Below are 23,525 nucleotides of genomic sequence, written 5' to 3' on the forward strand. Positions count from 1 at the left end.
GGGTTTCCTCCCTCAGATGCACTTGAAGTAATCAAACGGTTCCAGACAGTCCTTGCACCGCCACTGCGCCTTGCAGGGGGTCGAGCCGAACTGGCTGAGCTTTTCCAGATGGGTGCCGCCGCAGCGCGGACAGCGCTCTGGCCCGCCCGCCGGTTGCGGCGGGGCGATGCCGTATTCTTCCAGCCGCGCGCGCCCCTTTTCGGACAGCCAGTCGGTGGTCCATGCAGGCGACAATTGGCGGCGCAGTTCCAGCTTCTCGATACCTTTCTCGCGCAGGGCGGTTTCGATATCGAGGTTGATGATGCTGGTCGCAGGGCAGCCCGAATAGGTTGGCGTGACGGTGACGATCAGCTGATCGTCCTCCCAGTTCACGCCCCGGATGATCCCAAGATCTACCAAAGAGATCACGGGGATTTCCGGGTCGGGAACGGTGTCCAGCCATTCCCAAACCTGATCGACAGAGGGCTGCGCCATGACCGTCACCACTGGCAACCGGGATAGGCGCGGGGCAACCACTGCATCGTGGCCAGCAGGTGACCCAGATGCTCGGTATGCATGTAACCAGTGCGGCCACCCTTATGCGCAAAGCGGCTTTCGGGGATGGTCAGCGTGGCGTCCGACAGGATCTTGCACACCAGCGCATCATAGTCTTCGCGCAAGGACGCCGGATCGACCGAGATACCGGCCGCAGCCATCGCATCATCCACGTCATCGCTTTCGAACATCTCGCCGACATAGGGCCACAGATAGTCCAGCGCCGCCTGCATACGGCTATGGCTTTCCTCGGTCCCGTCCCCTAGGCCAACCACCGTGTCGGCAGAGCGTTCAAGGTGATAGGCGACCTCTTTACTGGCTTTCTCGGCGATCTCGGCCACGGTCTTGTCCGAGGACTTCATCAACCGGCCCAACATGATCGAGTGCCATGCGTCGAACAGGAACTGGCGCATCAGGGTCTGGCCAAAGTCGCCATTCGGCATCTCGACCAGCAGCACGTTGCGGAAGTCCCATGCGTCGCGCAAAAAGGCGATGTCATCGGCGGTTTTACCTTCGCCCTGAACCTCGGCGGCATAGCCCAGCCACAGCTGCGTTTGGCCGATCAGGTCCAGCGCGGTATTGGCCAGCGCGATGTCTTCTTCCAGTACCGGCGAATGCCCGCACCATTCGGACACGCGGTGCCCAAGGATCAAAGTGTTGTCGCCCATGCGCAGCAGGAACTGCAGCAGGGCCTGTTTATCGACCTCTGCCATTACATGTGCCCCACTTCTTCGGGAATGTCATAGAAGGTCGGGTGGCGGTAAACCTTGCTTTCCGACGGCTCGAACAGCGGGCCTTTTTCGCCCGGGGCCGTTGCCGTGATGTGCTTGGCTTCAACAACCCAGATCGACACGCCTTCGTTGCGGCGAGTGTAAACGTCGCGCGCGTTCTTGACGGCCATTTCCGCGTCAGGGGCGTGCAAGGAACCTACGTGACGGTGGCTTAGGCCATGCTGACCGCGGATGAAGATTTCCCAAAGGGGCCATTCGTTTTTCATAGCGGATACTCCTGATTACTCTGCCGCGTGCTTGCGGGCGGCTTTCTTGCGGGCGTGTTCCAGCAACCCGTCGCGAACCCACTCGCCGTCGTCCCACGCTTTGTTGCGGGCGGCCAAACGGTCGACGTTGCAGGGGCCGTTGCCCTTGATGACGTTGAAGAACTCCGACCAGTCGGGGTCAGTGTAGTCATAGTGGCCACGTTCCTCGTTCCACTTGATGCCGGGATCGGGCAGGTCGAGGCCAAGGAACTCGATCTGCGGCACCGTCTGGTCGACGAATTTCTGACGCAGCTCGTCATTGGTGTTGATCTTGATCTTCCACGCCATCGACTGGGCCGAATGGACAGAGTCCTTGTCCGAGGGACCAAACATCATCAAGGATGGGAACCACAGGCGGTTCAGCGCGTCCTGCGCCATCTTCTTTTGTTCCGGCGAGCCTTCGGCCATCTTGCGAATGGCGTCATAGCCCTGACGCTGGTGGAAACTTTCTTCCTTACAGATGCGGATCATGGCACGCGAATACGGGCCGTACGAGGTCCGCTGTAGCGGCACCTGGTTCATGATCGCCGCACCGTCAACCAGCCAGCCAACCGCACCGATATCGGCCCAGTTCAAGGTGGGGTAGTTGAAGATCGACGAGTATTTCATGCGGCCGTCCAGCAGCATCTCGGTGATCTCGTCGCGGGTCACGCCAAGAGTTTCCGCCGCGCAGTACAGGTAAAGACCGTGACCGGCTTCGTCCTGAACCTTGGCCAGAAGGATCGCTTTACGTTCCAGCGTAGGCGCGCGGGTGATCCAGTTGCCCTCGGGCAGCTGGCCCACGATTTCAGAGTGCGCGTGCTGGCCGATCTGACGGATCAACGTTGCGCGATAGTCATCGGGCATCCAGTCTTTGGGCTCGATCTTGATATCGCGATCGATCTTGTCCTGAAATTCGCGTTCCTGATCCGTCATCTCCTCTTGGGATTTGACGCCCGTTCCGGCGGTTTTCACAAGTTGTGCATACATCTGGGGCTCCTCCCTTAGACGCGTTCAAGGATCAGGGCTGCGCCCTGTCCCACTCCAACGCACATGGTGCACAGCGCATAGCGCCCGCCGGTACGTTGCAATTGATAAGCTGCCGTCAGAACAAGGCGCGCGCCAGACATGCCCAAGGGGTGTCCCATTGCGATGGCACCGCCGTTCGCATTCACATGCGGTGCATCGTCGGCCACGCCAAGTTCGCGCAGGGTGGCAAGCCCCTGAGACGCGAAAGCCTCGTTCAATTCTATCACATCCATCTGGTCGATGGTCAGGCCCGCGCGGTCCAGCACTTTGCGGCTGGCCGGAACTGGGCCGATCCCCATGACACGCGGCGCAACACCTGCCGCCGACATGCCCACAACGCGGGCCATCGGTTTCAGGTTGTTCTTGTTCGCAGCGGCCTCACTCGCAAGCAGGATCGCAGCGGCCCCGTCGTTCACACCCGAAGCATTGCCCGCAGTGACCGACAGGTCAGGGCCATTTACGCCCTTAAGTTTGGCCAGTTTCGCGGCATCGGTGCCGGGGCGCGGATGCTCGTCGGTGTCGACGATGATCGGCTCGCCCTTGCGCTGCGGGACGGATACCGGGGTGATCTCGTCCTTGAAAATGCCCGCCTCATTCGCGGCTTGCCAACGTGCCTGACTGCGTGCTGCAAATTCGTCCTGATCTTCGCGGCTGACGTTATAGTCTGCGGCCACGTTGTCGGCGGTCTGCGGCATGGAATCCACACCGTACATTTCTTTCATCTTCGGATTGATGAAGCGCCAGCCAATTGTCGTGTCATAAACCGCGTTGGCGCGGGTAAAGGCGCTGGTCGCCTTGGGCATCACGAAGGGGGCGCGGCTCATGCTTTCGACGCCGCCAGCAATCGCCATGTCATAGTCGCCAGCCTTGATGCCGCGAGAAGCCATGCCAACGGCATCCATGCCACTGGCGCAAAGGCGGTTCACTGTGGTGCCCGGCACGTCAATCGGCAGACCCGCCAAAAGCGCGGCCATGCGCGCGACGTTGCGGTTGCTTTCGCCCGCTTGGTTGGCATCGCCATAGATCACATCGTCGATGCTGGCCCAATCGACCTGCGGGTTTCGCTCAACCAGTGCGGCAATCGGTGCAGCGGCCAGATCATCGGTCCGGACCGAGGACAAAGCCCCGCCATACCGTCCAATTGGGGTGCGCGTCGCGTCGCAAATGAATGCGTCCATCAATGGGGTCTCCTGTTCGCAAATGGTCGAAACACCAACCGTATGGTCGGTTATTAGGCCGCCATGTGATTCGTGGCAAGTGAAATGTTACACAAATTCCACGTTATGGGTTAAAATGTAACGTATTGTCGTGTTGGCCCCGAAACCCAGTTCTCGGAAAACGGGACCGAGGGCATTGCAACTTCAGCTGTAGCTGTGGTTTTGTTCCTGCAACCCACAAGCGGCGAAGGGAGCGGGTGTCAGATCATGGTTCTAGAGGGCTTTTTCCCGTATCGCTTCGCGGTTGCTGCGGAACTTTTTTCAGCGCAGTTGACCGAAGTTTATGGGCGCGAATTTGGCCTGTCCCGTGAGGAATGGCGCCTGTTGTTCCTGTTGCAGCAAGAGCCCGAAGTTTCTTCTATCGATTTGTCCCGTCGGGCGACGCTGTCCAAGGTGCAAATCTCTCGGGCCTCGCAAAAGCTAGAAGAAAAAGGCCTTATTTCGCGGCGTGTCGGTGACGAAGACAAACGGCTGCGCACATATCAGGCGACCGATCAGGGGCGCGCCCTGTTTCAGAAGATTCTGCCGAAGATCGAGGCGCGCGTGGACGGTGTGCTTGGCAAATTGGCGCCCGAGGATTTCGAAGCCCTGGACCGCGGTATTCGGGCGCTGGTCAATTCTATGATCACCGACAGTTCCGCCCCTATGCGGAAACTGACGGACCCTTAGGGTCAATCCGCCAGAAGCCCGCCCCTGACAGAGGCAGGCGATCGGTTCCCATCCTTAATCAGCGGGACCGATTATTGTGGTGATTTCGCCCAGCCCGTCGACCTGAACAACACATGTATCGCCCGCCACCAGTGCGCTGACACCTGCCGGCGTCCCGGTCATGATCAGATCTCCGGGTTGTAAGGACATGCTGTGGGACAGGATCGAGATCACTTCCGGGATGGTCCAGATCATCTCTGACAGGTCGCCTTCCTGCCGCAGATCACCATTCACAAGAACCCGGATCGCACCTTGGTCAGGGTGACCCACCTGTTCGACCGGATGTAGGGGGCCAATCACTGCAGAGTTGTCAAAGGCCTTGCCCCAGTCCCACGGACGCCCAAGTTTCTTGGCCGCAGACTGAAGATCTCGGCGGGTCAGGTCATTGCCAATGCCGTAGCCCCAAACATGGCCAAGGCTGTCCGCTTCAGAGATGTTGCGCCCGCCAACCCCGATTGCGACCACCAACTCTCCTTCATGCTGCAAGTCTTGGGTCTCTGGTGGATAGGGGATGGTTGCCCCGTCCATGACGACGGCGTCAGCGGGTTTGGTAAAGAAAAACGGCGGCTCACGATCTGGGTCGCGTCCCATTTCGCGGGCGTGGGCGGCGTAGTTGCGCCCCACGCAAAAGATACGCCGCACGGGAAACCGGTCAGTACTGTCAGCTACGGCAACGGACGGAGTTGGGGTGGGGTCGATGACGTAGGCCATTTATTTCTCTCTGTTTTGTATTCAGCCCGGCTGTTCTGCGGGTTCGTTGGTAAAACCATAGCAGGTTCAGGCGCAGGGCCAAGAAGGTGCTAAAGGCATTTCATGGGCAAACGAAAAAGGGCGGTGCCAAGCACCGCCCTTTTGCAATTCTGTAGTCTGGATTAGTCCAGCTTGCGTTCGATTTCTTCGCGCTCGAAGATCTCGATCACGTCGGCCGGGCGGATATCGTCGTAGTTCTCGAACGCCATACCGCATTCCTGACCCGACTGAACCTCGGCCACTTCGTCTTTGAAGCGCTTCAGGGTCTTCAGCGTACCTTCGTGGATCACCACGTTGTCGCGCAGCAGGCGGACACCGGCAGAGCGGCGCGCCACGCCTTCGGTGACGATACAGCCAGCAACCTTGCCAACGCCCGACACTTTGAAGACTTCCTTGATCTCGGCGTAACCGATGAAGTTTTCGCGAATCTCGGCCGACAGCAGGCCAGAGGCCGCCGCTTTCACGTCGTCTACAAGGTCATAAATGACCGAGTAGTAACGGATTTCGACACCCTTCTGGTTGGCCGCGTTCCGGGCCGGGGCGTTTGCACGAACGTTAAAGCCCATGACCGGCGCGCTGGAGGCTTCCGCCAGACCAACGTCGGATTCGGTGATCGCGCCAACGCCAGTGTGGATGACACGGACACGCACTTCGTCGTTGCCGATCTTTTCCATCGCCTGAACGATCGCTTCGGCAGAACCCTGCACGTCGGCTTTCACGATCAGCGGCAGTTCTGCCACGTTCTCGTCCGCCTTCGCCTTGGCCATCATCTGGTCCAGTGTGGTTGCTGCACCAGCTGCCGCGCGTTTGTCTTTCGCGGCCTGGATACGATAGTCGGCGATCTCGCGCGCTTGCGCTTCGGTGTCGACCACGTTCAGAACGTCGCCCGCTTCGGGGGTGCCGTTCAGACCCAAAACCTCGACCGGAACCGAGGGGCCAGCTTCTTGCACGCGGTCGCCCTTGTCGTTGACCAGCGCGCGGACCTTACCCCACTGCTCGCCCACGACGAAGATGTCGCCTTGGCGCAGCGTGCCGTTCTGAACCAGAACGGTCGCGACCGGGCCGCGACCCACGTCGAGCTGAGCTTCGATCACAGCGCCAGATGCGGCGCGGGTCGGGTTGGCTTTCAGTTCCAGAATTTCCGACTGCAGCGCGATGGCTTCCAGCAGTTCGTCCAGACCTTGGCCGGTGTGGGCCGAAACCTCGACGTCCTGAACCTCACCAGACATGGCTTCCACGATCACTTCGTGTTGCAGCAGTTCGGTGCGAACTTTCATCGGATCGGCGGTCGGCTTGTCGCATTTGTTGATCGCAACGATCATCGGCACGCCAGCCGCTTTCGAGTGGTTAATCGCTTCGATTGTCTGCGGCATGACCGAGTCATCCGCCGCAACAACCAGAACAACGATATCCGTTACCTGCGCACCACGGGCCCGCATAGAGGTAAAGGCCGCGTGACCCGGCGTATCGAGGAACGACAGGACAGTGCCGCTGTCGGTTGTGACCTGATAGGCGCCGATGTGCTGGGTAATGCCGCCGGCTTCGCCAGCAACAACCTTCGCGTCACGGATCGCGTCCAGAAGCGAGGTCTTACCGTGGTCAACGTGACCCATGATGGTAATGACCGGCGGACGCGGCTGCAGATCTTCTTCTTTGTCTTCGACGGTATCGATCACGTCTTCAACGTCGGCGTCGGATACGCGCACGATGTTGTGACCGAACTCTTCGATGATCAGTTCCGCAGTGTCCTGGTCGATCGACTGGTTCTGCGTAACCATCATGCCCATTTTCATGAGCTCTTTGACGACGTCAGCAACGCGCTCGGCCATACGGTTCGCCAGCTCCGAAACCACGATAGCCTCGGGGACCTGAACGTCACGAACAACCTTTTCGCGCGGCTCATTGCTACCGCTCATGGCTTTCTGGCGCAGGCGCTCTTGCTTCCGCTTCATCGCGGCGACAGAACGTTGGCGACCGTCACCACCAGACAGGGCCTGGTTCAGCGTCAGCTTGCCAGAGCGACGGCCATCGCCACCCTTGCCCTTGCCGCGGTTGCGGTCTTTGTCCTGACCATCACGGTCACGACGCTGCGACGGCTTCGGACCACCGCTGCGCGTACCAGCACCCGCTTCGGCTGCCTGAGCATCCGCAGGGGTCGGGGCAGGTTTCTTGTCGGCAGGCTTCTTGGGCTCTGGCTTGGACGCGTTGCGACCTTTGGTGCCCAGAACGGCCTTTTTGCGTTCCTCGGCCTCGCGCTTACGGGCTTCGGCTTCTTCCTTGCGCTTGCGCTCGTCGTCTTCCGCCTTCTGGCGGGCGCGCTCTGCACGTTCTTTTTCTTCGCGCTCTTTCGCCTCGATTTCCTCGCGGCGACGCTTGCGCTCTTCCTCGCGGCGGCGCTCGTCTTCGGCGCGCTGCTTAGCTTCGTCAGCTTCGCGGGCCTTGGCAGCCTGCAAGGCCTTCAGGCGACGTTCCATTTCGCTGTCGGTCACGCCGCCAGCTTTGCCCTGGCCACCTTGTGCCGCACCAGGTTTGCCGGCACCCGGCTTGGGCACCACAACGCGCTTGCGCTTGGTTTCGACCACCACATTCTTGGTCCGGCCATGGCTAAAGCTTTGCTTTACCTGACCCGACCGAGGTCCGCCGCGCAGACCCAGTGTTTTTTTGCCGTCGCTATCGCTCATCTGGTCTTCGTACCTTTCGCGGGGGACACTCCCCCATCCGTCGTCTGGCGCATTGCCTGAAGCTTGGTGGCATCCTCTACAACACGTTGCGTGAGTCCACCAGCAGCAAGTGCGCCGTGTATTACATGGTCCCGTCCAAAAGCTAAACCCAGTTCCTGAGCGCTTAGGCAGGTGATGTGGCTTTCCGGTCCAGCCGGAGGCCGCAATTTCGTCTTTCCGCGTTCCGAGCCATCGTTGGCCTGAAGCAAAACGCGGGCTTCTTCAGTGGCCAGCCAGCCCTTGACCTTTTCGAACCCGGCGACCGCACTACCGGCCTTTCGGGCCAGTGAAATGCTGTCGATCACCCGGCGGGTCAGCAGCCGTTCGACCTGATCGATCAGATCGTCGGGCACTTTGACCGACTGCTTCGCACCGCGTGCGAACTGGCGTTTCTGGATCGCCAGTTCCAGTGCATGACGATTGGCCGAGACCCAAATCCCGCGACCCGGCAGCTTTTCCGCCAGATCAGGAACGATCCCGTTGTCGGGGCCGACAACAAAGCGGATCATCCCGTCTTTGGGTTGAACCTCGCCCGTGGCAATGCACTTGCGTTCCGGCTCTTCAGGCCGTGATTTCCGTCCGCCGCGCCCCAAGGCCAAGCTTCCCGAGGCCTGAGATCAGACCTCGGTCTCCTCTTCGTCTTCGATGCCTTCTTCTTCGGCATCTGCGGTCAGATCTTCCGGATCAACCCAGCCCAGGATAACGCGGGCGGTCATGACAAGGTTCTGAGCTTCTTCCAGGCTGACGTCGAATTTTTCCAGAACGCCGTCGTCCTTGACGCGCTGACCGTCAACGGTGGTCCAACCACCGGCCAGTTCCCAGTCGGCACAGGTCGCGAAGTCTTCCAGCGTTTTCACGCCATCTTCGGCCAGTGCTTCAATCATCTGGGGTGTCAGGCCGTCAAAGTCAATCAGGCTTTGCTCGACACCCAGTTCCTGGGCGCGCGCCAGCGCTTTGCGGTTCATCTCTTCCAGACAGTCGCGGGCACGGGCCTGCAGCTCTTCTGCTGTGCCTTCGTCGACACCGTCGATGGCCAGAAGCTCGTCAACTTCGACGTAAGCAACCTCTTCCAAGGTCGCGAAACCTTCGGAAACCAGCAGCTGAGCGAAGAATTCGTCCAGATCAAGCGCGGCCATGAACAGGCGGGTCCGCTCTTCGAATTCTTTCTGGCGACGTTCCGATTCTTCGGCCTCGGTCATGATGTCGATGTCCAGACCGGTCAGCTGAGACGCCAGACGTACGTTCTGACCGCGGCGGCCAATGGCCAGCGACAGCTGTTCGTCGGGCACAACAACTTCGATGCGTTCTGCTTCTTCGTCCAGAACAACCTTGGACACTTCTGCGGGCTGAAGCGCGTTCACAAGGAAGGTCGGCTGGTCTTCGTTCCACGGGATGATGTCGATCTTCTCGCCCTGCAGTTCGTTCACAACGGCCTGCACACGAGAGCCACGCATACCCACACAGGCACCAACCGGGTCGATTGAGCCGTCATAAGAGATCACAGCGATCTTCGCGCGCGAACCCGGGTCACGGGCCACGGCTTTGATCTCGATGATGCCATCATAGATTTCCGGCACTTCCATCTTGAACAGCTCGGCCATGAATTCCGGCGCGGTACGCGACAGGAAGATCTGCGGGCCGCGCGGTTCACGACGGACGTCTTTGATGTAGACGCGGATACGGTCGTTCGGGCGATAGCTTTCGCGGCCGATCTTTTCGTTCCGGCGCAGAACAGCTTCGCCACGTCCGATATCGACGATGATGTTGCCGTATTCTTCACGCTTGACGACACCGTTGATGATGGTGCCTGCGCGGTCTTTGAATTCTTCGTACTGGCGATCACGCTCGGCTTCGCGAACCTTCTGCAGGATGACCTGCTTGGCCGATTGCGCGGCGATGCGGCCCAGTTCTACCGGCGGAACCTCGTCTTTCAGCTCGTCACCGACCTGCGGGTTCTCCATGTATTGCTTCGCCTGTTCGACGGTCAGCTCCGCCTGATAGTTCTCAAGCTCTTCATCCTCGACCACGGTACGGATGCGCGTGAAGGTCGCCTTGCCGGTCTTGCGGTCGATCGAGACACGAATGTCCATCTCGGCGCCGTAACGCGACTTTGCCGCACGGGCGAGTGATTCTTCCATTGCCTGAACGACCAGATCGGGGTCGATCATCTTCTCGCGGGCCACGGCCTCTGCGGTCTGCAACAGTTCCAGCTGGTTTGCGGAAGTAATTGCCATTGTCACTCCTCCTCGGAAGCGTCGGTTGTTTCAATTTCGTCAAATGCGTCTTCGTCCACGATGCCGGCGGCCTTGCGCTGGCGCAGCATCTCGCGGATCAACTCGTCGGTCAGGACCAGCTTGGCATCGGCCAGCCAATCGAACTGCAACCCGATGATGATCGGCTCGCTGCCTTTGCCTTCGGACGGGATTTCAATCAGGACTTCGCCGTCCTCGACCCCGGCCAAGGTGCCCTTAAAGCGCTTGCGGCCGTCGATCAGTTCCGAAGTTTCCAGCTTGGCTTCATAGCCCTCGAACGCCTCGAAATCTTTCAGGCGGGTCAGGGGGCGGTCGATGCCCGGGCTGGAAACTTCCAGCGTATAGTTGTCCTCGATCGGGTCTTCGACATCCATGATGGCCGAAACCGCGGTCGAGATATCGGCGCATTCGTCCACCTCGATCCCGCCGTCGGGGCGTTCCGCCATGATCTGCAGAATGGGGGTCTTGCCGCCCATCAGACGCAGGCGCACAAGTTCAAACCCCAGCCCTTCAACGACGGGCTGGATGATCTCGGCCAAACGGCGATCAATAGCAGCTTTTGCGATCAGATCGTTCATCTTTATCCTTGCCTTGATACAGGCACAAAAAAACGGGCCCGCGGCCCGTTGGTATTTCCCGGTGGAGCGTCGGTCGGGGTGACCAGCGCGCCGCTGTTGAAAGGGGATATACGCGCCTTGACCCGAGTCTGCAAGGGGGCTGGGGAAATCCAATTGTTTCCCTTTCTTCCGATTGCCGATTATCGTCTGCGCAACACCCCCAAGCCGGAGCTTGTCCAGATGACATATACCCCCGCCGAGACCCGTTATGACACCATGCCCTATAGGTATTGTGGTCGGTCCGGATTGAAACTTCCCGCCATTTCTCTTGGGTTGTGGCACAATTTCGGTCACGACTTCGGACACCAGAACAAGCGGGATATCTGCCGCAAAGCCTTTGATCTTGGCATCACCCATTTCGATCTTGCCAACAACTATGGCCCGCCTCCGGGCAGCGCCGAAGAGGCATTTGGAGAGATTCTCCGCACCGATTTCGCCGGATATCGGGATGAGCTGATCATCAGTTCCAAGGCAGGGTATCGCATGTGGCCCGGCCCCTATGGCGAGTTCGGCAGCCGCAAGTACCTTATTTCGTCTTGTGATCAGTCGCTAAAGCGGATGGGGGTCGACTATGTCGATATCTTCTATTCGCACCGCTTCGATCCCGATACCCCGCTGGAAGAAACCATGGGCGCACTGGATCACATCGTGCGTTCGGGTCGGGCGCTTTATGTCGGTATCTCTAGCTATAATTCGCAGCGCACACGAGAGGCTGTCGCGATCCTGAACGATCTGGGGACGCCCTGCATTATCCACCAGCCCAGCTACAACATGCTGAACCGTTGGATTGAAACGGATGGTTTGACGGATACGTTGGACGAGCTTGGGGTAGGTTCGATTGCCTTTACCCCGCTGGCGCAGGGGATGTTGACCAAGAAATATCTGAAGGGCGTGCCACAGGACAGCCGTGCCGCGCAGGGCAAATCTCTGGCCCCAGATTGGCTGACCCCGAAGATGATCGAAAACCTGAATGGCCTGAATGACATTGCGGCCGCCCGTGGCCAGACCTTGGCCCAGATGGCCATCGCATGGGTGCTTCGCGAGCAGCGGATCACCACGGCGCTTATTGGTGCGTCGAAGCCAGAGCAAGTCGAGGACTGCGCAGGTGCGGTTGAGAACCTTGAGTTCTCGGCCGATGAGCTGGCTGCGATCGATGCCCTTAGCCAAGGGGGCGATGTAAACATTTGGGCAAAGTCATCGTCTGACTAGAAGCAAGGCGGCTTGCTGATAGATCGCCAACGAAACTGATCTTGCGGACGAAGCGGTTAAGGCCTGCGCCTTAGCCGCTTTTCCAGCCCGCGCTTCGGTGTGTTCCGTCGCAATAGGGTTTATTGCCGGACAATCCGCAGCGGCACAGAACGAACTTTTCTTCCAGAACACCCTTCGCCCCCGCATCGGTCTCGATCTGGCATCCAGTCACCCAATAGGGACCGTTCTTCTGAACTTTTACCTGTGCTCTGTCCTCAGGAATGATGAAGACTTGGCGCTCGCCTTCGACCATCTGCAAGGCGCCCGACGGGCAGGCAGCAACAACGGCCTTAACTTCTTCCACAGTGCCATTGTCGGGCTGCACCCAAGGCTTTTCTTTCGCATTGAAAATGTGCTTGGCGATCCGACCACACTCTGCGGCGTGGCTGCAAAGGCGGGGGTTGAAGGTGACGGTTACCTCGGCGCCTTCGTACTTGAAGATGCGGTCTGGGCCTTCGGGTTTGCCGCCACGGGATTCGAACCCGGCCGCGTTGTGGGACCCATCACAGAACGGCTTGTTCTTCGACTGTCCGCATCGGCACAAAGCCACAACAGCTTTGGTGTCCAGCGCCTGACCGTCCTCTCCCTCTAGGCTGCTCAGACCCTTGATGACCAGCGGTCCATTTTCACGTTCAATGATTTCGGGTTTGTCAGACATCAGAACCTCCTGACTAAAAACCCTAGCCTGCCCAGTTCAAAAGAAAAGGGCGCCCGAATGGACGCCCTTCGAACTTTCGCGATTTTGCGATACTTAGTTCTTCGACTTGTCGACCATTTTACCAGCCGAGATCCACGGCATCATGCCGCGCAGTTTCTCGCCGGTGGCTTCGATCAGGTGCTCGTCGTTGGCGCGGCGCGACGCTTTGATGGTCGGCTGGCCTACGGCGTTCTCCAGCATGAAGTCGCGAACGAATTTGCCCTGCTGGATGTCCTCCAGAACGGCCTTCATGCGGGCTTTGGTTTCGTCGTACTGCAGGATGCGCGGGCCGGTGACGTACTGGCCGTATTCCGCAGTGTTCGAGATCGAGTAGTCCATGTTCGCGATGCCGCCTTCGTAGATCAGGTCTACGATCAGCTTCACTTCGTGCAGACATTCGAAATAGGCCATCTCCGGCGCGTAACCGGCTTCAACCAGAGTTTCGAAGCCGCAGCGGATAAGTTCTACCAGGCCGCCGCACAGAACAGCTTGTTCGCCGAATAGGTCGGTTTCGCACTCTTCGCGGAAGTTGGTTTCGATGATGCCCGAGCGGCCGCCACCGATGGCCGAGCAATAGGACAGGCCGATTTCCAGCGCTTTGCCGGTTGCGTCGGTGTCGACAGCAACAAGGCAGGGCACGCCGCCGCCTTTGGTGTATTCGCCACGAACGGTGTGGCCCGGACCTTTCGGCGCCATCATGATGACGTCGACGCCTTCTTTCGGCTCGATCAGGCCGAAGTGAACGTTCAGGCCGTGTGCGAATGCAATCGCGGCGCCCGGCTTGATGTTGTCGTGGACGTATTTCTTGTAGGTCTCTGCCTGAAGTTCATCGGGCATGGTGAACATGATGACGTCGCACCATGCGGCCGCTTCGGCGATACCCATAACCTGCAGGCCTTCTGCTTCTGCTTTCTTGGCCGAGGGCGAACCTTCGCGCAGGGCAACAACAAGGTTCTTCGCACCCGAGTCGCGCAGGTTCAGCGCGTGGGCGTGACCTTGGGAGCCATAGCCCAGAATGGCTACTTTCTTGTCCTTGATCAGGTTGATGTCGCAATCTTGGTCATAATAGACGCGCATAACAGCGTTCCTTCTATTGGTGTCTGACGGCAGACAATAGGCATTTTGACCGGGTGATCCATCGGTTTGCTTGCTGATTTTTGCAGAATATATAAAATATCATTCTTCAAAATATAGAATCGTGAAATAACCATGCAAATCGACGCTACAGACCGCCGCCTTTTGCGCTATCTTCAAGCCGATCCCGATCTGCCAACCGCCGATCTGGCGGATAAAGCGGGGCTGACTCAGGCCACCTGCTGGCGCCGCCTTGAAAAGCTGCGGGCCGAAGGCGTCTTGCGGGCCACGCGCGCCGTAATCGACTGGGCCGCACTTGGCTATACGGTCGAGGTCAGCCTGCGTTTCACTCTCGACAAAACCGCTCCGCGTGCTTTTGACGAATTCCTTGATGCCGCGCGTGATGTCCCCGAGGTGACCGAGATCCAAACCTTCCTTGGTCGGGTCGATGTTCGCCTGAACATCATCGCAAGAGACATGGCGCATTATCAGCAGCTTTACCGGGACCAAATCCTGCAATTGCCTCACATCGCCGATATCGAAGCGCTGATGCTGGTCTCGAACATCAAGCTGGACGAGGCGCTGCCTCTATGACCCCGCTTGACGAGATCGACCGCCAAATCCTGCGTATCCTGTCCGAAGACGCCACCCAAAGCGCGGGCGCCATCGGGCGCAAACTGGACATGTCCCAGCCTGCAACTTGGCGGCGGATCAAACGCCTGCAGGACGACGGCATCCTGACAGGGCGTCGCGTTGATCTGGACCAAGAGGCATTGGGATTCGGTGTGACCGTCTTTCTGGGCGTCAAGCTTGCGACCAAGGGGCGCGTCAGCCTTGAGGACTTTGAACGCGCCGTATCTGCCATCCCCGAGGTGCAATCGGTCCAGCATGTTCTGGGCCTGTACGATTATCGCCTGCGGGTAGTGGCGCGTGACATCGCGGACTTCGAACGTGTCCTGCGTCGTCGGATTATGACCATGCCGGGCGTCGGTAATGTCGAGGCGAATGTTCTGCTAAGCGAAGAGCGCCGCCCGGGTCCAATCTGACCCTCGACCCTTGCACACGGGCCGTCTTCAAGGCACCATTTGCCCAAACCGAAGGAGCCCCCATGACAGCCCTACTTGATACCGTCGATCCTGACGGACTGCTGGAATACTCGGTCGTCTTCACCGACCGGTCCCTGAACCATATGAGCGCCTCTTTCCAAGAGGTGATGAACGACATCTCTTCGATGTTGAAAGAAGTCTACAACGCCAAGGCCGTGGCCCTGATTCCCGGTGGTGGCACCTTCGGGATGGAGGCCGTCGCGCGTCAGTTCGCCCGCGACCAATCGGTGCTGGTGGTCCGCAACGGCTGGTTCTCTTACCGCTGGAGCCAGATCATCGAATCCGGTGACCTGACCGCCGAGGCCTCCGTGATGAAAGCCCGGCGCACGGGAAATGAACCCACGGCCCCTTTCGCGCCTGCCCCAATTGACGAAGTTGTTGCCAAGATCAAAGAGATCAAGCCGGCCGTCGTTTTTGCTCCGCATGTTGAGACCTCTGCCGGGGTGATCCTGCCCGACGACTATATCAAAGCGCTGTCCACGGCTGCGCATGAGGTCGGCGCGCTGATGGTTCTGGACTGCATCGCATCGGGCTGCATCTGGGTCGACATGGAGGCCACGGGCGTCGATGTTCTGATCTCGGCCCCGCAAAAGGGGTGGTCGGCCTCACCTTCTGCTGGATTGGTGATGCTGTCCGATCGCGCTTTGGCGCGGATCGAGGACACGCAATCCGACAGTTTCGCCATCGACCTGAAGAAGTGGCTGCAGATCATGCAGGCTTACGAAGCGGGTGGCCACGCCTATCACGCCACTATGCCCACTGACGCCCTGCGGGCCTTCCGTGACACCGTGGCCGAGACCCGCGACTATGGCTTTGATCGCCTTCGCGCGGCCCAGTGGGAACAGGGCAATCGTGTCCGCGAATACCTTGCTTCAAAAGGCATCAAGTCTGTCGCGGCCGACGGGTTCGGTGCCCCGGGCGTCGTTGTCAGCTATACCGACGATCCTGACATCCAGAACGGCAAGAAGTTCCTTGCCGAGGGGATGCAGATTGCGGCTGGTGTCCCGCTGGCCTGTGACGAGGGCGACGCGTTCAAAACCTTCCGCCTTGGGCTGTTCGGATTGGACAAGCTTTATGATGTCGACGGCAGTGTCTCGCGGTTGACGGCCGTTCTGGACAAGGTGCTTTAACGCATCCCCATCCCGGTGCGCATCAGTGTCTTGCGCACCGGCGCCGCGCCGTAAAGCGCGTTCAACATTTTCGCCCGCAAGTCCCGCAATTCCGGCGCGCCCACCATCGAGGCGCGGTTCAGCGCGTCGATCCCGGTGACCCGCGCTTTGACCTCTGGCCAACGGCGGCGCTGATAGCGCGACAGCATGTCCGGGCTGCCCAGTTCATAGGTCTGCGCCAGTTCCAACAGGCAGGCCGTGTCGGCCAGCGACATGTTCAAACCCTGCGCCCCAATTGGCGGCACGACATGGGCGGTTTCGGCGATCAGAGCCGTGCGTTCCGCCGTAAACCGTTCTGCAATCTGGCTGATAATCGGCCAGACCATCCGGCGAGACGCCAACGTCAGTGGCCCGTTCACCCCAGCCGAGCGCATGTTCATCTCCGTGGTGAAGGTTCCTTCGTCCAGCTCGGCGAGGCGTTTGACCTCTGGCCCGGCCTCCATCCACACAACGGCAGAACAGGGTTTACCGTCCAGATCGGGCAGCGGCACCAATGTGAATGGGCCGCCACTGCGATGCACCTCGGTCGAGATATTGGCGTGCGGTTCGGGATGCGTCACGGCAAAGGTCAGCGCCTTTTGGCCATAGCGCGTGGTCTGCGCCTTGATGCCAACGGCCTCGCGCACCGGAGAATTCCGCCCGTCCGCTGCCACCAACATTTTCGCACTGATTTGCGATCCGTCACTTAATGAAACCCGGGCCTCGCGCAGGCGGGTCAGCACTGATTTCGTTGCGACGCCGGGCCGGAAATCGACATTGGGAAGTTCTTCCAGACGTGCCACCATCTCGCGCCGCAAAAGCCAGTTCGACAGGTTCCAGCCAAAGGGCTGGTCCGAGATATCGGCCGCGTTGAAGTCCTTGGTCAGGCGCGGTTCGGCTTCTTCGCCGCCAGCGTCCACAATCCGCATGATTTGAAGGGGGGCTGCCTCGGGCTCTAGCCGGTCCCAAAGGCCAGCGGCCCGTAGCAAATCGACCGAAGGCTGCAAAAATGCGGTCGTGCGCAGGTCTGCGCCTTGTGCGTGTTCCTGTGTGACAGGCGGCATGGGATCGACACAGATCACATTGAACCCGGCGCTGCCAAAGGCTGCCGCCGCTGTCAGGCCGGCAACGCCGCCGCCCGAGATCAGAATATCTGTCTTTTCCCGCATCGTATCCTCTTTGCTTGGATCACACATAGGCCGTTGCCCCGGGGGTTTCCAAGCGGCATCTCGTCCCGGTTACAGAAGCTTGGCTAGAAAACTGCTTAGATCATCGGTGTGGTGGTGCACGTGATCAGCCGGATCATGTTCAGGCGCCACATGAACTGTGCGCATGCCCAACTGATGGGGGACCTGAAGGTTGCGCTGGTCATCCTCAAACATCGCTGCGCTGGTCGGGGTCAGCCTGTCGGCGGCAAAGATCGCCTCAAACGCGGCGCGTTCTGGCTTGGGACGGAACCCGGCATGCTCAACCCCGTAGATCGCATCAAAAACCCCGTCCAGCCCGCGCGCCTCTAGCACCCGCCCCGCGTAATCGGCGGCCCCGTTGGTATAAACCAGCTTGCGTCCGGGCAGCTCTTCTATTCGACCCCGCAGGGTCGGATCGGACGGAATGGCGGACATGTCGATGTCATGTACTTCGACCAGATAGGGTTCCGGGTCGACATCGTGCAGTGACATCAGCCCCGCCAGTGTCGTGCCATAAGTCGACCAATAGTCGCCCCGAAGACGGTTCGCCTCGTCCCGGGCCACACCCAAAGTACGCATGACATATTCGGTCATCTTGACCTCGATCTGGTCGAACAGTCGGATCTCTGGCGGGTAAAGCGTGTTGTCCAGATCGAAGACCCAAGTGTCGACATGGGTGAAATTTGCGCGGACCATGGGTTTGAACCCCTTGAATTTGTTGTTTTCCCCAGCTTCACCTTGATTTCCGGGCGCTGCCGCGAATAGCGTGGGGCATTGTGCGACGGAGACATGGATGTCACAGACGAAGACACAGAACAAGGACGCCTATCAGTTGATCTTAGACGCGATCGACGTCGGCATCTACAAGCCAGGTGACCGATTGGTCGAAAGCGAACTGGCCGAACGGTTTGGCGTGTCGCGCACCCCGATCCGCGAGGCGTTGCAGCGGTTGGAAACCCAATCGTTGTTGTCGCGTGATGGCCGCAGTCTGATCGTCTCGTCGCTGTCTCATACGCAACTGGCAGAACTGTATGTTGTTCGTGCAGAGTTGGAAGGGCTGGCTGCCCGCCTAGCTGCCCGCCACGCCACCGAGGAAGAGGTGAAAGTTCTGCGCGCCATGGTGAAAGAGGATGAGGCGCTTCTGGGGGATCCCCAAGCCTTGTCCCGCGCCAACCGCCGTTTTCACAAGCAGGTGCACCTTGCGTCCCATAACCGGTTCCTTGTGCAGCAGCTTGACCTTGTCCACCGCTCGATGGCGCTTCTGGCGACGTCTTCCCTTGCGGTCGAGGGGCGGGACGTGACCGCTCTGCAAGAGCATTCGGCCATTGTAGAGGCGATTGCCAACCACGACGGCGATGCGGCCTATAATGCCTTGAAGGCGCATATCTCGGTTGCCTTTGAAACCCGGTTGCGCAGCGACGCCGAAGGCTATGCCAACGAGGTTTGATCGCCCGAGTGCCCGTGCTGGGTCTTGTCCCAGTAGAAGGGTTTGAAGACCATTTCCCACAGGGCTTTGTAGGCGGCGAGGGTCGCCAGCGGGTAGTACAGGTGTAAGGTCGGGACCCATAGGACCAATGACGGCTTGCCAGACCTGATGGCCCCCAGACATCCGGTTGCCATCGTGATGAATTCGGTGGCCAGAAATAGCCCAAGGATAACGATTAGCGTGGTTGCGCTGATATAGGGTTCCAATGGGTGGCCGACCCCAAGTGGCACCAGCCAAAGCGACCACAGGAGCGGGGCCAAAAGAACCTGAGACAGGCTGCAAAGGAACAAAACCTGCAACCCGATGAACCGCCAAAGCCCGATCTGGCGCAGCAAAAGGCCGGGAAATCGCATATGTGTGCACCAGGTCATCATAAAGCCTTTCAGCCAGCGCGATCGCTGCCGCACCCACGGCCAGATCTGGCTTGTCGCCTCTTCATGGGTGGCAGTTGGAATAATCTCGGTCCGATATCCGTGCCGTGCGAGCCGTACCCCCAGATCGGCGTCTTCGGTCACATTATGGGCGTCCCACCGATCCAGCTTTTCGATCACGTCACGCCGCAGGAATAGTGACGTGCCACCAAGCGGCAGGATAAATCCAAGCCGCGCGACGCCGGGCAGAACAACCCGCCACCATGCGCCATATTCGATCGTGAAGCAGCGGGTCAGCCAGTTCTGTTTGCTGTTGTAATAGTCCAAGGCACCTTGAAGGCAGGCAAGCTCTGGCGGGGCGGTCGCGAAGTGTTGCGCGACTTTCAAAAGCTGATCGGGTTCCGGCGCGTCTTCTGCATCCCAGATCCCGATGATGTCTCCGCGACACATATCCAGCGCGAAATTCAATGCTTTCGGTTTGGTGCGCAGCTGCCCGGGGGGAACGGTGATGGTGCGCATCCAGCTTGGTAAGACTGTCTGCGACAGCATCTGGCGCGTGACGACATCGTCACCTTCGGTCACAAGGCAGATTTCTAGCCGGTCACGCGGGTAATCCAGCTTTGACAGTCGAGAAATCAATCTGGGCAGAATGTCCTCTTCACGAAACAAAGGGACCATCATGGAAATGCCGGGCACCTGATCTTGTTTGTTCGCGATGGCCGCTTGTTTGCTTTTTGGACGGGGCCAGAAAGCCGCCAGCTTCATGGCCGTGACGCCAAGCAGCGTCAGAAGGGTCCAGCCAAAGGCCAGTGCGAACACTGCGACCGGTGCCAGGAAGCTGGCCACCAGCAGCGAAGCGACAGCTATAAGAAGTACCCGACGCGGAGATCCATCATACCAGAACCGGCAGCTTTCGTGCTCCGCGACTCGGGTTTCGGCTTGTGCGGACAACAAACCACCACAGGCCGCGATAACCGCGCGTTCGATCTCTGACCGTAATGCCTTTGCGATCACGGCTTCCCCGAATTCGGCTGGAATAGCGTTGCGGAATCTTGCCGTTACCTCGGCCTTTTCAGACGCAAAAACGGTGGTGTTTCCGATCCGCATAACCGGAACGGCCGCGTGCCGAAGGCAGGTCGCGGGACCCATCGCGCGCACCAGATGAGGGTCGGGGGGAAACAGCCCAAGGTCGATTTTTGAAAACTGGCTGTTCTGCAGCGCAGGGCGCGGACGGCGCGGTAAAGGCAAGACGGATGGAATCGCCATGGGAAAAGCTCAGGCTATGTCGGATGAACTCAGCCTGCGCTTTTATGGTTAAGCAGCGGTAAATGTGCTTACTTGCGGGCGTTCATCGCCGCCGAGAAACGCTCGAACAGGTAATAGCTGTCCTGCGGACCCGGAGAGGCCTCGGGGTGGTATTGGACCGAGAAGACCGGCCGGTTATCCAGCGCGATTCCGCAGTTCGACCCGTCAAACAGCGACACGTGCGTTTCACGGACGCCTTTTGGCAGGGTTTGCGTGTCTACCGTAAAGCCGTGGTTCATCGAGGTGATTTCGACCTTGCCGGTGTCGTGGTCCTTGACCGGGTGGTTCGCACCGTGGTGGCCGTGGTTCATCTTGATGGTCTTGGCACCAAGCGCCAGTGCCAGCATCTGGTGGCCAAGGCAGATGCCGAAGACAGGCAGATCAGCCTTCAGAACTTCCTTGATCATCGGCACGGCGTATTCGCCGGTCGCGGCGGGGTCGCCCGGACCGTTTGACAGGAAGACGCCATCGGGATTGTGGGCCAGAACTTCTTCTGCCGTCGCGGTGGCAGGAAGGACGGTCACGTCACAGCCAGCCGAGGCCAGGCAGCGCAGGATGTTGCGTTTCGCGCCGAAGTCGACGGCAACGACCTTGTGCCCCGGTTCGGTTCGTTTGGTGAAACCGTCCGGCCATGCCCAACGCATCTCATCCCATTGGTAGCTTTGGGCGCAGGTGACTTCTTTTGCCAGATCCAGACCTTCAAGGCCCGGGAAGGCGCGTGCCTTCTCAACCAGCGCTTCGATGTCGAAGTCGCCTTCGGGGTCATGGGCCAGTGCCACGTGCGGTGCGCCTTGCTGGCGGATTGCGCGGGTCAGGCGACGGGTGTCGATACCGCCGATGCCGATCCGGCCACGGCGGCCAAGCCAAGCGGTCAGTTCTTCGGTAGAGCGCCAGTTGCTGGGCTCGGTCGGGTCCCATTTGACAACCATGCCTGCGGCGACAGGGTCGGCGGTTTCGTCGTCTTCGGGGTTCACGCCGGTGTTGCCGATATGCGGGAAGGTAAAGGTCACGACCTGACCCGCGTACGAGGGGTCGGTCATGATTTCCTGATAGCCCGTCATCGCCGTGTTGAAGCACAGCTCTGCCACGGTATCGCCGGTTGCGCCAAAGCCTCGGCCGTAGAAAACAGTCCCATCGGCAAGGACAAGGCAGGCGGTCGGTTTTTCGAGGGCAGCGTCGGCAGGCATGAGAGGGCTCCTGTACTCAAATTGCGCGATAACTATGCACCGCCATGCACCTCGTCAAGGGGGATGGGTAAAACTTGTGTGACGTCAGGAAAACAAGGGGGATCGGTTGCGAACCAAATGTGTTTGCGCTAGCGTCCGTGGCTGGATCATTGGGGATAGATGGACCAAGCACATGGATATGCGTACCCGCATTAATGCGGCACTCAAAGACGCGATGAAAGCAAAGGAAGCAACGCGGCTTGCCACGTTGCGCCTGATCAATGCTGCCATCAAGGACCGCGATATCGCGGCCCGTGGTGAGGGCAATGACGAGGGTGTGAATGACACTGAAGTCCTCGCAATCCTTGGGAAAATGGTGAAACAGCGTCAGGAAAGCGCCCGGACCTATGAGGAAGGCGGACGCCTTGATCTGGCCGAGCGTGAGATGGCCGAGATCACTGTGATCGAAGACTTCCTGCCCAAGAAATTGGACGAAGATGAAATCAAGGCTGCGATCTCTTCGGCGATCACCGAGGCTGGCGCAGATTCGATTCGCGACATGGGCAAGGTGATGGGCATCCTGAAGGGCAAATACACCGGCCAGATGGATTTCGGCAGCGTTGGCCCGATGGTCAAGGATCGGCTGGGCTAACCGGCACCGCTTCGATCAGCGCTTTCCGGCAAAGCCATTTCATCAATTCCAAAGTGTCTTCCCCGATCTTGTCTTTTGGCGCGTCCGGGAAGGCCTCGGTCAATATCGAGATGACCTCTGCCATGGGCATCGGGTCTTCCAAGATTGCCCAAATCGTTTGAGCCAACGGATCTAACCTGACCACGGTACGGCCCTCCGGGTCAGACACATAGGTCTGTTCGCCAGCGCGTTTCAAAAGCGCCCCGTCGCGGGCCGCGTAAGGTTTCTCTGGATCAAAACGCGGCGGAACGGGGGGCACCCCTTCAGATTTGGATTGGATCAGTTTGGCGTCGGCGGCGTCAAGCCGGGGCAGTTCTTCCGTCCATTCGGAAAAGTATTCACCCAGATAGGACGTTGCTTCGGCCGCTTCGGCGTATTTCAGTTTGAGCACCGGCAGTTTCATCGCCATGTGGCTAAGCAGAGCCAAGGTTACGCCGGAGTGAACGTGACGCCCGAAGTTCTGGTACAGGAGGTTGTCGATCGTCTCATCGGGATCGACGCTTTCAAGACGCGTGCTTTCACCTTCTGCACGATCCAGAAAGACGATCGCGCCAACGGGGCACTTTGTGCCATGAGGCGGAAGATCGAACGGCGCGATATAGCGGTACTGTTTGTTGCCAACGCTTTTGTCCAAGTCGGTTCCTTGCGCCAGCAGGTCTTCTACGCTGTTGGGCAATGGGAGCCTGGCGCGCGGAAGAATGCCGTTGGCCTTGCCGGAAATGTGCATGTCATCATCTAATGAGAGGGACAGGTAGTCATCGGTAAAGATGGGGTATCCCTTCGCCGACATGCTGACGGTCAAAGTGCTTTTCCCTGCGCGCCGGTTGTTGGGGAACAGAACCAGGCGTCCATTCATTTCGACCGCTGCTGTGTGCATGCAAAGCAGTCCTTTGTCTAAAAAGGAGGGCTCTGTCGATAGCGCGGCGGAGACATCGCAAATCGCGTTTACCGGAACGAGGTTTTTGGGGTCGGTCCCCTTGATAATAGCGCGGGTTGGGTACTTGCCGTCCGCTTTGGCGGGCCCAATTTCGAAAAACGGCGATTGTCCGTTGTCTTCGGACGACACGCGATATGGCCACCCCGGCATGATGGTGTCGATCAGCGCCAGCAACTCTTCGCAGTTATCTAACAACAGAGGAGACTCTGTTTCCGCGAAAAAAATATACTGTTTGCCCAAACTCAATGCCTTCGCCTCTTTCCCTCT

24 protein-coding genes are annotated in these 23,525 nt (G+C 59.2%); 7 read left to right on the forward strand and 17 right to left on the reverse strand.

The window, feature by feature from the left end; genetic code table 11:
* Positions 1-12: 12 nt before the first annotated feature.
* From paaD to pcaF, 5 genes are read right to left on the reverse strand one after another with little or no spacing between them, the layout of a single operon-like run.
* A complete protein-coding gene (gene paaD / locus CLM58_RS03505; protein ID WP_188720523.1) occupies positions 13-474 on the reverse strand; it encodes a 1,2-phenylacetyl-CoA epoxidase subunit PaaD in 462 nt (153 codons plus the stop codon).
* A 5-nt stretch (positions 475-479) separates the two neighbouring features.
* Entirely contained in the window at positions 480-1,247 is a 768-nt protein-coding gene (paaC, locus tag CLM58_RS03510; RefSeq protein ID WP_095594502.1) for a 1,2-phenylacetyl-CoA epoxidase subunit PaaC, read from the reverse strand.
* A complete protein-coding gene (paaB, locus tag CLM58_RS03515) occupies positions 1,247-1,531 on the reverse strand; it encodes a 1,2-phenylacetyl-CoA epoxidase subunit PaaB (RefSeq protein WP_095594503.1) in 285 nt (94 codons plus the stop codon). Before paaB ends, paaC begins: the two co-directional genes overlap by 1 nt.
* Before the next feature lie 15 nt (positions 1,532-1,546).
* Positions 1,547-2,539 carry a 1,2-phenylacetyl-CoA epoxidase subunit PaaA gene (gene paaA, locus CLM58_RS03520; RefSeq protein ID WP_095594504.1) on the reverse strand — a complete coding sequence of 331 codons (993 nt, stop codon included), beginning with the start codon at positions 2,537-2,539 and terminating at the stop codon, positions 1,547-1,549.
* A 14-nt stretch (positions 2,540-2,553) separates the two neighbouring features.
* Positions 2,554-3,756, reverse strand: coding sequence for a 3-oxoadipyl-CoA thiolase (gene pcaF, locus CLM58_RS03525; RefSeq protein WP_095594505.1), 1,203 nt, complete (start codon positions 3,754-3,756; stop codon positions 2,554-2,556).
* A gap of 195 nt (positions 3,757-3,951) precedes the next feature.
* Between pcaF and CLM58_RS03530 the strand changes: the two genes are divergently transcribed.
* Positions 3,952-4,464: a MarR family winged helix-turn-helix transcriptional regulator gene (locus CLM58_RS03530; protein WP_095594506.1), complete on the forward strand. Its 513-nt coding sequence runs from the start codon at positions 3,952-3,954 to the stop codon at positions 4,462-4,464.
* A 54-nt stretch (positions 4,465-4,518) separates the two neighbouring features.
* Here the strand turns inward: CLM58_RS03530 and CLM58_RS03535 are convergent, their stop codons facing one another.
* The 5 genes from CLM58_RS03535 to rimP all read right to left on the reverse strand — a co-directional run bounded on the left by CLM58_RS03535 (position 4,519) and on the right by rimP (position 10,803).
* Entirely contained in the window at positions 4,519-5,214 is a 696-nt protein-coding gene (locus CLM58_RS03535) for a fumarylacetoacetate hydrolase family protein (RefSeq protein WP_095594507.1), read from the reverse strand.
* Positions 5,215-5,375: 161 nt separating this feature from the next.
* Positions 5,376-7,934: a translation initiation factor IF-2 gene (gene infB, locus CLM58_RS03540; RefSeq protein WP_095594508.1), complete on the reverse strand. Its 2,559-nt coding sequence runs from the start codon at positions 7,932-7,934 to the stop codon at positions 5,376-5,378.
* A complete protein-coding gene (locus CLM58_RS03545; RefSeq protein ID WP_095594509.1) occupies positions 7,931-8,566 on the reverse strand; it encodes an RNA-binding protein in 636 nt (211 codons plus the stop codon). The genes infB and CLM58_RS03545 overlap by 4 nt, the downstream gene beginning before the upstream one ends.
* A gap of 24 nt (positions 8,567-8,590) precedes the next feature.
* Positions 8,591-10,207 (reverse strand): transcription termination factor NusA, encoded by a 1,617-nt coding sequence (gene nusA, locus CLM58_RS03550; protein ID WP_095594510.1) that lies wholly within the window; start codon positions 10,205-10,207, stop codon positions 8,591-8,593.
* Between the two features lie 2 nt (positions 10,208-10,209).
* Positions 10,210-10,803, reverse strand: a complete 594-nt coding sequence (rimP, locus tag CLM58_RS03555) for a ribosome maturation factor RimP (RefSeq protein ID WP_095594511.1) — start codon at positions 10,801-10,803, stop codon at positions 10,210-10,212.
* Between the two features lie 219 nt (positions 10,804-11,022).
* Between rimP and mgrA the strand changes: the two genes are divergently transcribed.
* Positions 11,023-12,051, forward strand: a complete 1,029-nt coding sequence (gene mgrA, locus CLM58_RS03560; protein WP_095594821.1) for an L-glyceraldehyde 3-phosphate reductase — start codon at positions 11,023-11,025, stop codon at positions 12,049-12,051.
* A gap of 70 nt (positions 12,052-12,121) precedes the next feature.
* Here mgrA and CLM58_RS03565 read toward each other — a convergent pair whose 3' ends face one another.
* A complete protein-coding gene (locus CLM58_RS03565) occupies positions 12,122-12,748 on the reverse strand; it encodes a CDGSH iron-sulfur domain-containing protein (protein WP_095594512.1) in 627 nt (208 codons plus the stop codon).
* Between the two features lie 93 nt (positions 12,749-12,841).
* Positions 12,842-13,864 (reverse strand): ketol-acid reductoisomerase, encoded by a 1,023-nt coding sequence (gene ilvC, locus CLM58_RS03570; RefSeq protein WP_095594513.1) that lies wholly within the window; start codon positions 13,862-13,864, stop codon positions 12,842-12,844.
* Between the two features lie 132 nt (positions 13,865-13,996).
* On the opposite strand from ilvC, the gene CLM58_RS03575 reads away from it, so the two are divergent.
* From CLM58_RS03575 to CLM58_RS03585, 3 genes are all read left to right on the forward strand, one after another.
* Positions 13,997-14,455 carry an Lrp/AsnC family transcriptional regulator gene (locus tag CLM58_RS03575; RefSeq protein WP_095594514.1) on the forward strand — a complete coding sequence of 153 codons (459 nt, stop codon included), beginning with the start codon at positions 13,997-13,999 and terminating at the stop codon, positions 14,453-14,455.
* Positions 14,452-14,907: an Lrp/AsnC family transcriptional regulator gene (locus CLM58_RS03580; RefSeq protein WP_095594515.1), complete on the forward strand. Its 456-nt coding sequence runs from the start codon at positions 14,452-14,454 to the stop codon at positions 14,905-14,907. Before CLM58_RS03575 ends, CLM58_RS03580 begins: the two co-directional genes overlap by 4 nt.
* Before the next feature lie 62 nt (positions 14,908-14,969).
* On the forward strand, positions 14,970-16,097 hold the full coding sequence (locus tag CLM58_RS03585) for an aminotransferase class V-fold PLP-dependent enzyme (protein ID WP_095594516.1): 1,128 nt from the start codon (positions 14,970-14,972) through the stop codon (positions 16,095-16,097).
* Here the strand turns inward: CLM58_RS03585 and CLM58_RS03590 are convergent.
* The gene (locus CLM58_RS03590) at positions 16,094-17,284 is read right to left on the reverse strand and encodes a UbiH/UbiF family hydroxylase (protein WP_095594822.1); all 1,191 of its coding nucleotides are present in this window, start codon (positions 17,282-17,284) and stop codon (positions 16,094-16,096) included. The genes CLM58_RS03585 and CLM58_RS03590 overlap by 4 nt on opposite strands.
* A 69-nt stretch (positions 17,285-17,353) precedes the next feature.
* Positions 17,354-17,998, reverse strand: a complete 645-nt coding sequence (locus CLM58_RS03595) for a pyrimidine 5'-nucleotidase (protein ID WP_095594517.1) — start codon at positions 17,996-17,998, stop codon at positions 17,354-17,356.
* Positions 17,999-18,095: 97 nt separating this feature from the next.
* On the opposite strand from CLM58_RS03595, the gene CLM58_RS03600 reads away from it, so the two are divergent.
* Positions 18,096-18,749 (forward strand): GntR family transcriptional regulator, encoded by a 654-nt coding sequence (locus tag CLM58_RS03600; protein ID WP_095594518.1) that lies wholly within the window; start codon positions 18,096-18,098, stop codon positions 18,747-18,749.
* On the opposite strand, the gene CLM58_RS03605 is transcribed toward CLM58_RS03600, so the two are convergent.
* Both CLM58_RS03605 and carA read right to left on the reverse strand, forming a co-directional pair.
* A complete protein-coding gene (locus CLM58_RS03605) occupies positions 18,731-20,425 on the reverse strand; it encodes a glycosyltransferase family 2 protein (protein ID WP_095594519.1) in 1,695 nt (564 codons plus the stop codon). The two genes, CLM58_RS03600 and CLM58_RS03605, sit on opposite strands and share 19 nt — an antisense overlap.
* Before the next feature lie 68 nt (positions 20,426-20,493).
* The gene (carA, locus tag CLM58_RS03610; RefSeq protein ID WP_095594520.1) at positions 20,494-21,651 is read right to left on the reverse strand and encodes a glutamine-hydrolyzing carbamoyl-phosphate synthase small subunit; all 1,158 of its coding nucleotides are present in this window, start codon (positions 21,649-21,651) and stop codon (positions 20,494-20,496) included.
* A 172-nt stretch (positions 21,652-21,823) separates the two neighbouring features.
* Here carA and CLM58_RS03615 point away from each other — a divergent pair, with 172 nt between their 5' ends.
* Positions 21,824-22,282: a GatB/YqeY domain-containing protein gene (locus tag CLM58_RS03615; RefSeq protein ID WP_095594521.1), complete on the forward strand. Its 459-nt coding sequence runs from the start codon at positions 21,824-21,826 to the stop codon at positions 22,280-22,282.
* On the opposite strand, the gene CLM58_RS03620 is transcribed toward CLM58_RS03615, so the two are convergent.
* On the reverse strand, positions 22,263-23,453 hold the full coding sequence (locus CLM58_RS03620) for a PqqD family protein (RefSeq protein ID WP_158221843.1): 1,191 nt from the start codon (positions 23,451-23,453) through the stop codon (positions 22,263-22,265). The genes CLM58_RS03615 and CLM58_RS03620 overlap by 20 nt on opposite strands.
* Between the last annotated feature and the right edge of the window lie 72 nt (positions 23,454-23,525).

The organism is Actibacterium pelagium (assembly GCF_002285415.1).
In the GTDB taxonomy this organism is placed as follows: Bacteria; Pseudomonadota; Alphaproteobacteria; order Rhodobacterales; family Rhodobacteraceae; genus Actibacterium_B; species Actibacterium_B pelagium.

Bases quoted from the DNA above. Each gene is read 5' to 3' on its own strand.
- paaB (WP_095594503.1), bottom strand. From the start codon at position 1,531: ATGAAAAACGAATGGCCCCTTTGGGAAATCTTCATCCGCGGTCAGCAT.
- CLM58_RS03580 (WP_095594515.1), top strand. From the start codon at position 14,452: ATGACCCCGCTTGACGAGATCGACCGCCAAATCCTGCGTATCCTGTCC.
- mgrA (WP_095594821.1), top strand. From the start codon at position 11,023: ATGACATATACCCCCGCCGAGACCCGTTATGACACCATGCCCTATAGG.
- CLM58_RS03615 (WP_095594521.1), top strand. From the start codon at position 21,824: ATGGATATGCGTACCCGCATTAATGCGGCACTCAAAGACGCGATGAAA.
- paaD (WP_188720523.1), bottom strand. From the start codon at position 474: ATGGCGCAGCCCTCTGTCGATCAGGTTTGGGAATGGCTGGACACCGTT.
- ilvC (WP_095594513.1), bottom strand. From the start codon at position 13,864: ATGCGCGTCTATTATGACCAAGATTGCGACATCAACCTGATCAAGGAC.
- CLM58_RS03605 (WP_095594519.1), bottom strand. From the start codon at position 20,425: ATGGCGATTCCATCCGTCTTGCCTTTACCGCGCCGTCCGCGCCCTGCG.
- CLM58_RS03565 (WP_095594512.1), bottom strand. From the start codon at position 12,748: ATGTCTGACAAACCCGAAATCATTGAACGTGAAAATGGACCGCTGGTC.
- carA (WP_095594520.1), bottom strand. From the start codon at position 21,651: ATGCCTGCCGACGCTGCCCTCGAAAAACCGACCGCCTGCCTTGTCCTT.
- nusA (WP_095594510.1), bottom strand. From the start codon at position 10,207: ATGGCAATTACTTCCGCAAACCAGCTGGAACTGTTGCAGACCGCAGAG.
- CLM58_RS03600 (WP_095594518.1), top strand. From the start codon at position 18,096: ATGTCACAGACGAAGACACAGAACAAGGACGCCTATCAGTTGATCTTA.
- CLM58_RS03585 (WP_095594516.1), top strand. From the start codon at position 14,970: ATGACAGCCCTACTTGATACCGTCGATCCTGACGGACTGCTGGAATAC.
- pcaF (WP_095594505.1), bottom strand. From the start codon at position 3,756: ATGGACGCATTCATTTGCGACGCGACGCGCACCCCAATTGGACGGTAT.
- CLM58_RS03575 (WP_095594514.1), top strand. From the start codon at position 13,997: ATGCAAATCGACGCTACAGACCGCCGCCTTTTGCGCTATCTTCAAGCC.
- CLM58_RS03595 (WP_095594517.1), bottom strand. From the start codon at position 17,998: ATGGTCCGCGCAAATTTCACCCATGTCGACACTTGGGTCTTCGATCTG.
- paaA (WP_095594504.1), bottom strand. From the start codon at position 2,539: ATGTATGCACAACTTGTGAAAACCGCCGGAACGGGCGTCAAATCCCAA.
- rimP (WP_095594511.1), bottom strand. From the start codon at position 10,803: ATGAACGATCTGATCGCAAAAGCTGCTATTGATCGCCGTTTGGCCGAG.
- infB (WP_095594508.1), bottom strand. From the start codon at position 7,934: ATGAGCGATAGCGACGGCAAAAAAACACTGGGTCTGCGCGGCGGACCT.
- CLM58_RS03535 (WP_095594507.1), bottom strand. From the start codon at position 5,214: ATGGCCTACGTCATCGACCCCACCCCAACTCCGTCCGTTGCCGTAGCT.
- paaC (WP_095594502.1), bottom strand. From the start codon at position 1,247: ATGGCAGAGGTCGATAAACAGGCCCTGCTGCAGTTCCTGCTGCGCATG.
- CLM58_RS03590 (WP_095594822.1), bottom strand. From the start codon at position 17,284: ATGCGGGAAAAGACAGATATTCTGATCTCGGGCGGCGGCGTTGCCGGC.